Annotated in this window: 11 protein-coding genes; 8 read left to right on the top strand and 3 right to left on the bottom strand. The window is 64.6% G+C overall.

Annotated elements, in window-relative coordinates:
• The first annotated feature begins 41 nt into the window (after positions 1-41).
• On the top strand, positions 42-443 hold the full coding sequence (locus AC07O2_RS04930) for a nuclear transport factor 2 family protein (protein WP_495074615.1): 402 nt from the start codon (positions 42-44) through the stop codon (positions 441-443).
• A gap of 10 nt (positions 444-453) precedes the next feature.
• Here AC07O2_RS04930 and AC07O2_RS04925 read toward each other — a convergent pair whose 3' ends face one another.
• Positions 454-1,035: a hypothetical protein gene (locus AC07O2_RS04925; RefSeq protein WP_495074614.1), complete on the bottom strand. Its 582-nt coding sequence runs from the start codon at positions 1,033-1,035 to the stop codon at positions 454-456.
• Positions 1,036-1,119: 84 nt separating this feature from the next.
• On the opposite strand from AC07O2_RS04925, the gene hrpA reads away from it, so the two are divergent.
• Complete coding sequence (hrpA, locus tag AC07O2_RS04920) at positions 1,120-5,013, top strand: ATP-dependent RNA helicase HrpA (protein WP_495074613.1); 3,894 nt, start codon at positions 1,120-1,122, stop codon at positions 5,011-5,013.
• A gap of 9 nt (positions 5,014-5,022) precedes the next feature.
• Here hrpA and AC07O2_RS04915 read toward each other — a convergent pair whose 3' ends face one another.
• A complete protein-coding gene (locus AC07O2_RS04915; protein WP_495074612.1) occupies positions 5,023-5,511 on the bottom strand; it encodes a GNAT family N-acetyltransferase in 489 nt (162 codons plus the stop codon).
• A 269-nt stretch (positions 5,512-5,780) separates the two neighbouring features.
• On the opposite strand from AC07O2_RS04915, the gene AC07O2_RS04910 reads away from it, so the two are divergent.
• From AC07O2_RS04910 to AC07O2_RS04900, 3 genes are all read left to right on the top strand, one after another.
• Positions 5,781-8,195 (top strand): DUF3772 domain-containing protein, encoded by a 2,415-nt coding sequence (locus AC07O2_RS04910; RefSeq protein WP_495074611.1) that lies wholly within the window; start codon positions 5,781-5,783, stop codon positions 8,193-8,195.
• 89 nt (positions 8,196-8,284) lie between these two features.
• Positions 8,285-8,944, top strand: coding sequence for a DUF2239 family protein (locus tag AC07O2_RS04905; RefSeq protein WP_495074610.1), 660 nt, complete (start codon positions 8,285-8,287; stop codon positions 8,942-8,944).
• A 51-nt stretch (positions 8,945-8,995) separates the two neighbouring features.
• Positions 8,996-10,354 (top strand): MATE family efflux transporter, encoded by a 1,359-nt coding sequence (locus tag AC07O2_RS04900; protein WP_495074730.1) that lies wholly within the window; start codon positions 8,996-8,998, stop codon positions 10,352-10,354.
• Positions 10,355-10,413: 59 nt separating this feature from the next.
• Here the strand turns inward: AC07O2_RS04900 and AC07O2_RS04895 are convergent, their stop codons facing one another.
• Complete coding sequence (locus tag AC07O2_RS04895; protein ID WP_495074609.1) at positions 10,414-11,238, bottom strand: Ivy family c-type lysozyme inhibitor; 825 nt, start codon at positions 11,236-11,238, stop codon at positions 10,414-10,416.
• 127 nt (positions 11,239-11,365) lie between these two features.
• Here AC07O2_RS04895 and AC07O2_RS04890 point away from each other — a divergent pair, with 127 nt between their 5' ends.
• The 3 genes from AC07O2_RS04890 (at position 11,366) to AC07O2_RS04880 (ending at position 14,080) form a co-directional block, all read left to right on the top strand.
• Positions 11,366-12,382, top strand: a complete 1,017-nt coding sequence (locus AC07O2_RS04890) for a sulfate ABC transporter substrate-binding protein (RefSeq protein WP_495074608.1) — start codon at positions 11,366-11,368, stop codon at positions 12,380-12,382.
• A gap of 43 nt (positions 12,383-12,425) precedes the next feature.
• On the top strand, positions 12,426-13,013 hold the full coding sequence (ssuE, locus tag AC07O2_RS04885) for an NADPH-dependent FMN reductase (protein ID WP_495074607.1): 588 nt from the start codon (positions 12,426-12,428) through the stop codon (positions 13,011-13,013).
• 98 nt (positions 13,014-13,111) lie between these two features.
• Positions 13,112-14,080, top strand: a complete 969-nt coding sequence (locus AC07O2_RS04880; protein ID WP_495074606.1) for a sulfonate ABC transporter substrate-binding protein — start codon at positions 13,112-13,114, stop codon at positions 14,078-14,080.
• The last annotated feature ends 8 nt before the right edge of the window (positions 14,081-14,088 follow it).

The raw sequence follows: 14,088 nt of genomic DNA, 5'->3' as shown, positions 1-14,088 counted from the left end.
CACCGTAGCAGGATAGACACTTTCAACCACAGGAGTCCGCTATGTCGACACCCCACAAGACCCTCATCGACCTTGAAAATAAGTTCTGGCAGTCCATGGTCGATCAGGACACTGAAACCGCGCTGGAGATGCTCAGCGAACCCTCGTTGTTGGTCGGCGCGCACGGAGCGATGAAGTTCGACCACGCCAGTTATCGCAAGATGGCCGAGCAAGGGTCGATGGTGATCAAGTCCTTCGAGTTAAGCGATATGGAAGTCGTGTTTCCCAACGCCGCCACCGCCATCCTGACCTACCATGTCAAACAGGCCGTCGCCCCCAGAGGCAAAACCAAGACCACCGCGCAGGAAATGCACGACACGTCGACCTGGGTGCAAAAGGGCAAGGGTTGGCAGTGTGTGATGCATACGGAAACCCCGGTGGAAGCGGGGCACAAGGTGCATTGATGCATCGCCACTAATTGGGAATTTTCTGATCCTTTTGATCGGAGCGCGCCGTATCCCGAATCCGCGCCAGCAGCCGCATCCGTATCAACCCACTCACCGGCCGAATTAACCACCAGTACGGTGTAAACCGCCGCAAGGAAGCCCGGTCGTTGCAAAACACCCGTGTTTCGGTGCGCAGCCAGGTGCGGCCATCGCCCGCGGCTTCGGTGCTGAAGTTCAACACCAATTTGGCAACACCAGGCTCGGCAAACTGGGTAAAGGCATCGGCGTTGGCGATCCGGGCCTGGCCGTAGTCGGCCTGCCAGAATTTCCCCACCAGGCCTATGGCGACTTCCTGATCGCCGTCGCGGCCCAGCGGCGTGAAGTTGTGGATGCCAAACGCGGGCTGCCGCTGCAGCCCACTGCTGCCACCCAGAGTGCCCCATATGCGGTCCGGCAACTCGCGCAGCTGGATGAAGCGGCGGGTCCACGGGTCGTCGCTGATCTCGGGCCGGAGTGCGGCGTCCAGCAGGGCGGCTGGCGCGGCGCTGGTCAGCAACTGGTGCTTCTCTGAGAACTGGTAGCGGGGCAGGAGTTGGTCGATCAGGGGCATTGTGTGGACCGTTGTTCAGAGAAGTATCGCCTCTAGCATGCGGGGTAGCGGGCGGGCACCAGCGCACCGGGATAATCGCCCCCTATGTTGAAAATTGAATTCCCCGCGTCGCTGCCCGTTTCCGAGCGCCGCGAAGAGATAGAAGCCGCCATTGCCGCCCACCAGGTGGTCATCATCTGCGGCGAAACCGGCTCCGGCAAAACCACCCAGCTGCCCAAGATCGCCCTGGCCATGGGCCGCGGCAAACTGAACTACCCCGAAGGCCAGCGCGGCAAGCTGATCGGCCACACCCAGCCGCGGCGGATTGCGGCGAGCAGTGTGGCGAAACGGATTGCCGAAGAGCTGAAGACGCCGCTGGGCGATGTGGTCGGCTTCAAGGTGCGCTTCCAGGACCGCCTGGGGCGCGATGCCTCGGTGAAGCTGATGACCGACGGCATCTTGCTGGCCGAGACGCAGACCGACCCGCTGCTGAACGCCTACGACACCATCATCATCGACGAGGCGCACGAGCGCAGCCTGAACATCGACTTTCTGCTGGGCTACCTGCGCCAAATCCTGCCGCGCCGGCCGGATTTGAAGATCATCGTCACCTCGGCAACCATCGACGCCGACCGCTTCGCCAAGCATTTCGAGTCCAAGAAAGGCCCGGCCCCGGTCATCATGGTGTCCGGCCGCATGTTCCCGGTGGAGCAGCGCTACCGCCCGTTCGAGGAAAGCCGCGACTACGGGCTGAACGAGGCCATCGCCGACGGCGTGGACGAGCTCTGGCGCGACCCGCACAACGCCGGCGACATCCTGATCTTCCTGCCCGGCGAGCGCGAAATCCGCGAGGCTGCCGACCATCTGCGCAAGCATGTGAGCCACCAGCCGGTGTTCCGCAGCGCCGAGGTGCTGCCGCTGTTTGCGCGCCTGAGCCCGGCCGAGCAGGACCGGATTTTCGACAACCATGCGGGTGGCCGGCGCATCGTGCTGGCCACCAACGTGGCCGAGACATCGCTCACAGTGCCAGGCATTAGATACGTGATTGACGCAGGTACGGCGCGCGTGAAGCGCTATTCTTTCCGTAGCAAGGTGGAGCAGCTGCTGGTCGAACCGATCAGCCAGTCTTCCGCCAACCAGCGCGCCGGCCGCTGCGGCCGGGTCGCCAACGGCATCTGCATCCGCCTGTATGACGAGCAGGACTTCAACGGCCGCCCGCGCTTTACCGACCCTGAAATTCTGCGCAGCTCGCTGGCCGGCGTGATCTTGCGCATGAAGTCGCTGCACCTGGGCATCGTCGAAGACTTTCCGTTCCTGGAAAAACCCCAGGGCCGCGCCATTGCCGACGGCTACCAACTGCTGGCCGAACTGGGCGCAGTGGACGACGCGAACGAGCTGACCGGCACCGGCAAAGAGCTCGCCAAGTTGCCGCTGGACCCACGCGTCGGCCGCATGATTCTGGAAGCCCGCGACCGCAGCGCGCTCGACGAAGTGCTGGTGATTGCATCGGCCCTGAGCGTGCAGGACGTGCGGGATCGGCCCATGGACCTGCAGGCCCAGGCCGACCAGGCGCATGCCAAGTTTGACGACGACCGCAGCGAGTTCAGCGGCTACCTGAACCTGTGGAAGTGGATCAACGATGCCAGGGGTGGGGAGGGCGCACACAAGTTGAGCAACCGCCAGTACGAGCAACTGCTGCGGCAGAACTTCGTCAACATCCGCCGGGTGCGCGAGTGGCGCGACATCTACAGCCAGCTCCACACCGTGGTGGCCGAGCACAAATGGCGTCTCAATGCCGCGCCGGCCAGTTACGAGCAGATCCACCTGTCCATGCTGTCCGGCCTGCTGGGCAATATCGGCTGGAAGACCGAGGGCGACGAGGTGGCGCAGACCGAATACCTGGGCGCGCGCGGCATCAAGTTCCACCGCCATCCGGGCGCGCATCTGCGCAAGAAGCCGGGCCGCTGGATCGTGGTGGCCGAGCTGGTGGAAACCACGCGCCTGTTCGGCCGCGGCATTGCCGCCATCGAGCCGCAGTGGGTCGAGCAGGTGGCCGGCCATTTGCTGAAGAAGCAGCTGCTGGACCCGCATTGGGAAAAGAAGGCCAGCGAGGTCACCGCGCTGGAGCGGGCCACGCTGTACGGCATCGTCATCTACAGCGGCCGCCGTGCCAACTTTGGCCGGGTGGACCCAGTGGGTGCGCGGGAAATCTTCATCCGCGAAGCGCTGGTGGGCGGGCAGTGGGACTGCAAATTCCCGTTCCTGGCGGCCAACCTCAAGCTGATCAAGCAGGTGGAGGACCTGGAGCACAAGGCGCGCCGGCAGGACGTGCTGGTGGACGACGAGCTGATCTACGCCTTCTACGACCAGCAACTGCCCGCTGACGTATATGGCGGCGCCAGCTTCGAGCGCTGGTACCGTGACGCGCAGCAGATCAACCCCAAGCTGCTGATGCTGACCCGCGAGGAGCTGATGCGCCACGAGGCCGCTGGCATCACCACGCAATCCTTTCCCAAGACCATACGCCTCGGCGGTGTGGACTGCCTGGCCACCTATCTGCACGAACCCGGCGACGCCAAAGACGGCCTGACCGTCACCGTGCCGCTGTTCGTTCTGAACCAGGTGAACGACGAGCGCTGCGAATGGCTGGTGCCGGGCATGCTGAAAGACAAGATCCAGGCCCTGATCAAAACCCTGCACCAGCGCCCGCGCTCCCGCCTGGTGCCGCTGCCCGACACTGCCGCCAAGATGGCCGAGACGCTGAACGCGCCCGCGCTGTTCGGCCAAGGCACGCTGGTGGATGCGGTGCTGAAGCTGGTGCGCGCCGCCACCTCGCTGGACGTGGTACGGGCCGACATCAAGGCCGACATGCTCAGCCCGCACATGTTCATGAACTTCCGCGTGGTCGACGAGCATGGCCGCCAACTGGGCACGGGCCGCAACCTGGGCGCGCTCAAGTCCGAGCTGGGCGCGCAGGCGCGTGGGGCCTTCCAGGCGCTCGCCGGTTTGAAGATGGCGAGTAACGCCGCTGCTCAACCAGTCTCTAAGGAAAATCAGCCTGCAGCGCAGGCAGCACCTGCGCAAGCAGCTACAAAAAACGCAGCAAAGCCAGCCACGCCGGCGAACCAGCGCTATACCGCCTGGACCTTTGGCGAGCTGCCAGAGCTGCTGGAAATCCAGAAGGGTGGCCAGACGCTGATCGGCTACCCCGGCCTCATCGATGCGGGTGATGCGGTGACCATCGAGGTCTTCGACGAGCCCGAAGTGGCTGCCGCCAAGCACCGCGCCGGCCTGCGCCGCCTGTTCTCGCTGCAGATCAAGGACGCGCTGAAGTACCTGGAAAAGAACATTCCCGACCTGCAGAAAATGGCCGTGGTCTTCATGCAGGTGGGCAAGAATGCCGACGGCTCGGGCGGAGGAACCATTGAGGAGCTGCGCGCCCAGATCATCGACGTGGCGCTGGACCGGGCCTTTCTGCTCGACCCGCTGCCCACCGACGAATTCGACTTCAAGCGCCGCATCGACGAAGGCCGGGGTCGCCTGACACTGATCGCCAACGAAGTGGCGCGCCTGTCGCTGACGATCTTGACCGAATACGCCACGGCGGCCCGCAAGATCAAGGACACGAAGAACGCGCCCGACGCCACCGCCGACGCCGCCCAGCAGCTGGCGCGGCTGATGCCCAAGCGCTTCCTGGCGAACACGTCCTGGGGCCCGCTGCAGCACTACGCCCGCTACCTGAAGGCCATCACCGCACGGCTGGACAAATACCGCGCCGACCCGGCCCGCGACGCCGCCCGCCTGGCCGAGCTGCGCCCGCAAGAGCAGCGCTACTGGCGCCTGGTGGCCGAGCGCAAGGGCGTGGCGGATGCGCGCATGCAGGAGTTCCGCTGGCTGCTGGAGGAGCTGCGCGTCAGCTTCTTCGCGCAAGAACTGAAGACCCCGCAGCCAGTCAGTGCCAAGCGGCTGGACAAGGCCTGGGCGCAGCTGGGGGCTTGAGAGGCCGTTTTAGTCCTGTGCCATGGCCTGCAGCGCGTCGCCTGTGACGCGGCAGGTGCGCCAGTCGGGCAGCACGCTGGCACCCAGCTTTTCATAGAACTGGATGGCCGCGGTGTTCCAGTCCAGCACGCTCCATTCGAAACGTGCGCACTGGCGCTCGCAGGCCAGCTTGGCCAGGTGCTTCAGCAGGGCCTTGCCCACGCCCAGGCTGCGCGCGTCGGCCTTGACGTACAGGTCTTCCAGGTACAGGCCTCTGCGCGTCAGAAAGGTGGAGTAGTTGTGGAAAAACAAGGCGTAGCCTACGGGCTGCGCGTCCACCGTGGCGACTGCGCATTCGGCGGCTGGCTGGGGGCCGAACAGATCGTTCTTCAATTGTTCTTCAGACGCATTCAGCAGATGGGTCAGATGCTCGAATTCCGCCATCTCGTGGATCATTGCGAGGATGTGGGGAACGTCGCTGGCCTGTGCGGCTCGAATGGTCAGCTTGGAAGAGTGCATGGTTTTCAGTGTGTGGCGGGTGGTGGCCCAGGCGCGAGGTTCGCCTCAGATATCCCGCAGGCCAGGTGGCGAGTCTCCTGCGAGAGCGTGCCGGCAATTCCGCAGCTCGGCGGTTTGAATTCGCCGGCGGCATTACTGGGGGTGGGTGCATCAATGGTACCGTCACTGCTTTACCTGTAGCTCCGACGGTGCTGCAGCTGCAGGCCGGGCGGATACCCCCAGGAAGTACCGCGGTGTACCGGGGGGCTCGCCAGCCAGCCCATAAATTTATGAAATTCATAGCAGACAAACCAATACCGATGAGCGTAAGAGGCCAGTTTTTATCCAAGGTTTTTGCCAGCATGCTGCTATGCCTGGCCTGTGTTGGCGTGCCGGCCTGGGCGCAGCCGGGGGCGCTGGACGACTCGCTGGACAAGCTGCGCCAGCAGATCGAGACCATGCAGAAGAACCTGCCCGATGCGGATGCCGAGACCGATCTGATGGCCTGGCGCAGCACTGCCATAGCAGCCGAGGCGCAAGCGCAAAAAGCCGCAGACGAACTGGCGCCGCAGCTGGATAGCGTGCAGGCCCGGCTGAGCGAGCTGGGCGCCGCGCCGGCCGACAAAAAAGAGGCCAGCGACATCAGCTCCATGCGTAGCGAGCTGGACAAGAGCCGCAATGCGCTGGATGCGCAGCTCAAGCTGGCGCGCCTGCTGGTGGTGGAGAGCGAGCAACTGGCGTCGCAGATTTCCGCGCAGCGGCGCGCGCAGTTCCAGGCCCAGCTGGGTCAGCGCACGGCGTCCATCCTGGCGCCGCCGTTCTGGAACGAACTGCGCGACAACTTCGTGTCCGATGCAGGCCGCTCTGCCGATCTGGTGGGCGAACTGGTGAAGGCCTTGCGGGCTGCCACCGTGGGCGTGTGGCTGGGCATGGCGGCTGCCTTGGCCGTGCTGGCGCTGGTGCGGAATCGGCTGGAGGTGGCGGTGCTGTACCTGGTCAGCCACAAGGTGCCGGGTGGGCGCTTGCGTCGCTCGCTGTATGCCGTGCTGCGGGTGCTGCTGTCGGTGCTGTCCTGGGGGCTGGTGGCCTTGGTGGTACGCACCGGGCTGGAGTGGAATAGCGATCTGTCCGAGCTGCCCCATGCCTTGCTGGTGCGCAGCGTGGGCCTGGCCTGTTTTGGCGGCTACGTGGCAGGCCTGGGCCAGGCCTTGCTGTCGCCCAACCGGCCCACTTGGCGCTTGTCGGCCATGCCGGATACGGTGGCGGTTGGCCTGCGCCGGTTTCCGTTGGTGCTGGCGCTGGTGACCACGGCGGGCTGGCTGGCCGAGCAGCTCTACAGCCTGGTGAATGCCAGCCTGGCTACCGCCGTCGCCCTGAACTGCATTCTGGCCTTGGCCTTGGGCCTGAGCATGGTGATGGCGGTGATGCGTGGCGAGCGGCTGCGCCGCCAGCTCGAAGGGCCGGGCGCCGACCAGGTGCCGGCCCGGCCGCTGTGGCTGAGCAGCTTGGCATTTCTGCTCTGGCTGGTGCTGGCGACCAGCGTGGTGGGCTTGCTGCTGGGCTATGTGGCGCTGGGCAGCTTTGTATTGCGCCAGGTGGCCTGGTGCACCATCGTCTCGGGCACGGCCTATTTGCTGATGATGTTGGTGGACGATATGTGTATGGGCTGGCTGGCATCGGCCCCGGTGGAAACACCCGAGCCCGAAGTCTGGCGCCTGCGCGACCAGGCGGCCGTGCTGCTGTCTGGCGTGGTGCGTGCCACGGTGGCGCTGGTGGCCTTGCTGCTGGTGCTGTCGCCGTTTGGTGATGGGCCGCCCGAGCTGATGCACCGTGCCTCGGCGCTGGGCGACGGCCTGGCGATTGGTGAAATCCAGCTGCGGCCTACGGCGGTGCTGCTGGCCCTGGCGGTCGTGGTGGGCGGGCTGTTGGGTGTGCGTACGCTCAAGCGCTGGCTGAAAGACCATTTCCTGCCCACCACCACGCTGGACGCGGGCATGCAGATGTCGGCCAGCACCCTGTTTGGCTATGCCGGCAGCGTGACGGTGGTGGCCATGGCCATGTCGGCCGTGGGCATTGGGCTGGAGCGGGTGGCCTGGGTGGCCAGTGCCTTGTCGGTGGGTATCGGTTTTGGCCTGCAGGCGGTGGTGCAGAACTTTGTTTCCGGCCTGATTCTGCTGGCCGAGCGGCCGGTGAAGGTGGGTGACTGGGTGGTGCTGGGCACGGTGGAAGGCGATATCCGCCGCATCAATGTGCGCGCCACCGAGATCCAGATGAGCGACCGCTCCACGGTGATCGTGCCGAACTCGGAGTTCATCACCAAGACGGTACGCAACATCACCCACGCCAGCCCGCTGGGTCTGGTACAGATCAAGCTGCCCATGCCGCTGGATACCGATGTGCAGCGCGTGCAGGACGTGTTGTTGGCGGCTTTCACCAACCACCCCGAGGTGCAGCCCACGCCTGCGCCCAGCGTGGCGCTGGAGGGCATAGACAGCAATGGCAAGCTGATGTTCAACGCCACAGCCTATGTGCCGTCGCCTCGGCGTTCATACAGCGTGCGCAGCGACGTGTTGCTGGTGGTGCTGAAGGAGTTGCGCGCAGCCGGGCTGCCGTTGTCCAACCCGTCCACCATGGTGTTGCGCGATGTGCCCATGCAGTCGATCCAGCCGACCCATCCGGTCGTGCCGGTTGAAAAGCCCGCGTAAGCCGGGTTTGCAATTTTTTACCCGGGTATAAATTACCTGGGTATTAAATCCGGGTAGAATCCGCGGATTGATTAAATCCGGGTAAAAATATGGCTTGGTTGGATACTTCTTGCACCGCCTTCGAAGGCGGCAACTGCATTGCAGCGGGGGCGCTGCGCGATGTGGCCATGCGCGCCAAGATGGCGGTGGACGCCGGCGCTGACAGTGCCACCCCTGCGTCGGTTTGGGTGTTTGACGACGCCACCAGCGAAGTGCTGGAGCTGGACTGGCGTGGCACGGTGGAGGAGTTCGCGGTGCAGTTGGTGCAGCAGGCACAGGCGGTGGATGCCATGGCCGAGCCTGCGCCGCTGCCGGCGGAAGACAGTGCCTCCGGCCGGGCGCCGCGCGGGCCGGGTCGGCCCAAGCTGGGCGTGGTGGCGCGCGAGGTGACCCTGCTGCCCCGCCATTGGGAATGGTTGGCCACCCAGCCTGGTGGTGCCTCGGTGGCGCTGCGCAAGCTGGTGGAAGTGGCGCGGCTTGCGTCCGAGCGCAAGGACGAGGTGACCCGCTGCAGCGCCGTGGGCTACAAGTTCATGTCCACCATCGCGGGTGACGCCCCCGGTTTTGAAGAAGCCAGTCGGGCCCTGTTCGCCGCGGACGCGCAAGCGTTTGAAGCACAGATAGCCAGCTGGCCGGCCGATGTGCAGGCCCATCTGCAAAAGATCGTGGCCAACGCCTTCGAGCCCCAAGAAATCGTGAATACGTTTTAAAGGACAGATATGGATGCAAGTCGTAGTGCGGCCGTGCCTGCGGGCGCCGCCATGCCCGGGCCGCCGGCCCAGCCCAGGGTTTTGTGGCGGGTGTACCTGGCGTTTCTGGCGCCGATGATTGTCAGCAATATCCTGCAGGCGCTGTCGGGCACGGTGAACAATATTTACCTGGGCCAGATGCTGGGCGTGGGCGCGATGGCGGCGGTGTCGGCCTTTTTTCCGGTGCTGTTTTTTCTGATTGCCTTCATGATCGGCCTGGGCTCGGGCGCTGCCGTGCTGATAGGCCAGGCCTGGGGCGCGAAGGAGTCCGAGCGGGTGAAGGCGATTGCCGGCACCACGCTGATGGTGGGCTTGTACGCCGGTGTGGTGGTGGCCCTGTTTGGTGGCATGTTCACCGACGGCCTGCTGCGCTCCCTGGGCACGCCGGCCGACATTCTGGGCGACGCCACGGCCTATGCGCGGGTGATGCTGGTGGCCTCGCCGGCGGTGTTTCTGTTCCTGCTGGTCACCTCCATGATGCGCGGCGTGGGCGATACCAAGACGCCGCTGAAAACCCTGCTGATCTCCACCGCTGTCAGCCTGTTGGCTACGCCCGCGCTGATACGCGGTTGGGGCGGCCTGCCGCAGCTGGGCGTGGTCAGTGGCGCCTACGCGGCTGGGCTGGGTTTTGCGGCGGCCATGGCCTGGACGGCCTGGCACCTGCTGCGCGTGCGCCATGTGCTGGCACCAGACGCCACCTTCCGGCCGCATCTGCGGATAGACCGGCAGATTCTGGCCAAGGTGCTGCGCATTGGGCTGCCCACGGGCCTGTCCATGATCACCATCTCGCTGGCCGAGATCGCCGTGCTGTTCCTGGTGAACCGCTTTGGTTCGCAGGCCACGGCGGCTTATGGCGCGGTGAATCAGATCGTGTCCTATGTGCAGTTCCCGGCGTTTTCGATTGCCATCACCGCCTCCATCCTGGGTGCGCAGGCGATTGGCGCTGGGCGGGGCGACACGCTGGGCAAGATCGCCCGCACCGGCATCTGGATGAATCTGCTGCTGACCGGGGCGCTGGTGCTGCTGGCCTACCTGTTTTCGCGGCGTATCCTGGGCCTGTTCATCACCGACCCGACGGTGGTCGAGCTGGCCCAGACCCTGCTGCACACCATGCTGTGGGGCATCATCATCATGGGCATGTCCATGGTCTTGTCGGGGCTGATGCGCGCCAGCGGCACGGTGCTGGTGCCCACGGCGCTGACCATGCTGGCGATTGGCGGGGTGGAGGTGCCGGTGGCCTGGGTGCTGAGCCAGTACTACGGCTTGAATGGTATTTGGGCCGCCTACCCGGTGGCGTTTCTGGCCATGCTGGCCATGCAAACCACTTACTACCGCCTGGTGTGGGTCAAGAAGCCGGTCCGACGTTTATAAGCAAATAAGCCGCTGGCGCAGATAGTACCTGCGCAGGCAGCTATTATTTCAATAGCAATTCAATGTTGCTGCCACTGCTCGGCCCATAGCGCGTCCAGGTGCGTCTGCACCATCGGCGGTGGTTCGCCCAGCTGGGTGCTGCTGCCCAGCTGGAAGACCTTGCCGTAGAGCAGGTTCTGCTGGGGAGCGTAGAGCAGGGCAGCGTTGTAGTTGGTGCAGAAATGCGGCTTGCACACCGCAATCACCACGTATTCGGTGCCGGCGATGTGCTCGCGCCGCATCGGCGGGCGCGGGCCTTCCAGCCGCGCCAGCCAGCGGTCGCGCACCAGCGGGCCCAGCGCCCGGGTGTAGGTGGCCTTGAACTGGGGGTTGAGCAGCATCTTCTCGATATCGCTCATGGGCTCGGGCAGGGTGGCCTGGCTGCCGTCATGCGTTTCGTCGGCGGCTTCCTCGCCCTTGTTGCCTGGCTTGTCGTTGCTGCAGCGGTGGTACTTGGCCGCCAGAATGGTCTTGCCCAGTGCCTGTTGTAGCTTGGGATCGGCCTGCAGCGTAATGTTGACGATGGACTTTTCTTCCAGCACCACAAAGTCCAGCTTGGCGCCAGACCGCAGCGTGCTGGTCAGCGCCACCTGGAAATGCGGCAGCTGTGCGGCTGCGCCGTTGTAGCGGGTATCGGCCTGCACATTGCGGCCCACGATGCGCTTGTCGCCGTGCTCTACCACCAGTGCATCCCAGGCCACGCGCAGCCTGGGGCCGCTGGAGTTGCCGCAGCTGCTGGCGTACACGCCGCCAAAATTGCGCATGACATCCGACTTGAAGCGTGCCTGCGACCAGGCGGGGGCCGCCGCCCACAGGCAAAGGCCGAGCAGGGTCAGACCCTGCATATAACTTTGGGTCCGAGGCTTATGAGATGAATAAGTAATAAACAACTGAGAATTCATTCGTTCCAGTTTTTACGTGCCGCTTCCAGAATCCATCCATCGCAATCTTTATGGACTCCGTGGAAGCTTTATGACTACTCGCCGCCAATTCTCGCAATCCTTCGTGGCCCTGGCTTTGTCTGCAGCCGGCTTGGCCGCACATGCCCAGGCGCCGATTACGTTGCTAAATGTATCTTACGACCCCACCCGTGAGTTCTACAAAGACTTCAACGCCGCATTCGCCAAGGACTGGAAGGCCAAGACTGGCCAGGATGTGACCATCAGCCAGTCACACGGCGGCTCGGGCAAACAGGCCCGCTCCATCATTGACGGGCTGGAAGCCGACGTGGCCACGCTGGCCCTGGGCTACGACGTGGACGCATTGCATGAATACGGCAAGCTGATCCCTGCCGACTGGCAAAAGCGTTTGCCCAACAACGCATCGCCCTATACCTCGACCATTGTGTTCCTGGTGCGCAAGGGCAACCCCAAGAAGATCACCGACTGGTCGGACCTGGTGCGTCCCGGCGTTGCCGTGGTCACGCCCAACCCCAAGACTTCCGGCGGCGCCCGCTGGAACTACCTGGCCGCCTGGGGCTACGCGGTGAAGAAGAACAACGCCACCGACGCCCAGGCGCGTGACTTCGTGGCCGGCATTTACAAGAACGCGGTGGTGCTGGACTCCGGCGCCCGCGGCTCCACCATCAGCTTTGCCGAGCGCGGCCAGGGTGATGTGCTGATCGCCTGGGAAAACGAGGCCTACCTGGTGCTGGGCGAGTTCGGCAAGGACAAGTTCGAGATCGTCACCCCCAGCCTGTCCATCCTGGCCGAGCCACCTGTCAGCGTGGTCGACAAGGTGGTGGACAAGCGCGGCACCCGCAAGGTGGCCGAGGCCTACTTGCAATACCTGTACAGCCCCGTGGGCCAGGACCTGGCCGGCAAGAACTACTACCGTCCCCGCGACAAGACCGCCGCCGCCAAGTACGCCAAGCAGTTTGGCAACGTGAATCTGTTCACCATCGACGACCTGTTCGGCGGCTGGCAAAAAGCCCAGAAGACGCACTTCGCCGATGGCGGTGTGTTCGACCAGTTCTACGGAAAAAAGTAAGCCTGTCCACGCTTAAGCGCACGCCAACCTGGGAGTCCACCACATGTCCGTTTTATTGATTGCCGGCAGCCCCTCGGAGCGGTCCCGCTCCGCCGTCCTGCTGGACGCCGTGCAGCAGCGCCTGCAGCTGCATGGTGCGCAGGTGGACCGGGTGCAGATCCGAGACCTGTCGCCCCAGGCCCTGTTGCTGGCCAACGTGGCCCACCCCAGCATCGCCCAGGCAATTGCCCAGGTGGCGCGGGCCACGGCGGTGGTGGTGGCCACGCCCATCTACAAGGCCGCGTACAGCGGTGTGCTGAAGCTGTTCCTGGACCTGCTACCGCAGACCGCCTTCAAGGGCAAGACCGTGCTGCCGGTGGCCACCGGTGGCAGCCCGCACCACATGCTGGCGCTGGACTACGCGCTGCGCCCGGTGCTGCAGTCGCTGTCGGCCGAGCACATCCTGCCAGGCGTGTTCGCCATTGACGCCCAGGTGGTGTTGTTGCCGCAAGAAGGCCAGCAGATCGACGTAGAACTTGCGCGCCGGTTGGAAGGCGTGGTGGACCTGCTGCCCTTCACCGGCAAGCGCAGGCCCGTGGTGCAGCCGCACTACGCCCCGGTGCATTTTGCCGACGTGCGCTGTAGCGTTTAAACCGCTCCACCCCTTCTTTCACCGTTTGACTTTTTTGACCGCTGCGCAGCGGCAGGGCAGAGCTTTGCCTGCGCATACCCAACACACCAGAGCACACCATGAGCACATCCAACTTTGAACAACGCCGCCGCCTGCTGATCGCCGGCGCATCCGCCGCCAGCCTGGCATTGCCAGCCTTCAACGCCCTGGCCCAAACGCCCGTGACCCGCACCCTGCGCATCGGCAACCAGAAAGGCGTGCTGAGCTTCTTGAAGGCCCGTGGCACGCTGGAAAAGCGACTGGCCCCGCTGGGCGTCAACGTCACCTGGACCGAATTTAACGCCGGCCCGGTGCAGCTGGAGGCGCTGAACGTGGGCTCCATCGACTTCGGCGATGTGGGCGAAGCACCGCCCATCTTCGCCCAGGCCGCTGGCGCACCCCTGGTCTACGCGGCGGCCACCGTGCCACGCCCCACCAGCGAGGCGATTGTGGTGCCCAAGGCCTCGGCCATCCAGAAGGTGACGGACCTCAAGGGCAAGAAGATTGCCTACAACAAGGGCTCCAACGTGCAGTTCTTCCTGGCCAAACTGCTGGAAAAGAACGGCCTGGCCTACACCGATGTGCAGCACGTGCACCTGGCGCCCGCCGACGCACGCGCCGCCTTTGTGCAGGGCTCGGTGGACGCCTGGGTGATCTGGGACCCGTTCCTGGCCGCTGCGCAAAAGAGTGCCGATGCCCGCCTGCTGGCCGACGCCACCGGCGTGGTCAACAACCGCGGCTATTACTTCACCTCGCGCAGCTTTGCAGAGAAGAATGCCGACATCCTGCGCATCGCGGTGGAGGAGGTGGGCGCCATCGAGAAATGGGCCGGCAGCCAGCGCTCTGACGCGGCCACCGAATACGCTGCCGTGCTGGGCCTGGACCGGGGCGTGGTCGAGGTGGCGGTGAACCGCACGCCCTACGGCACGGTTGCCATCACCAAGGCCATCCTGGCCGAGCAGCAGCAAATCGCCGACACCTTCTGGGAGCTGAAGCTGCTGCCCAAAAAGATCAGCATTCTGGAAGCCGCCCAGGCCGGCGTGGCCTGAGGTGCTGG

The organism is Rhodoferax sp. GW821-FHT10B06 (assembly GCF_059415605.1).
The sequence above is the reverse complement of the archived record's forward strand: the minus strand, read 5'-3'. Positions and strand labels throughout refer to the sequence as shown.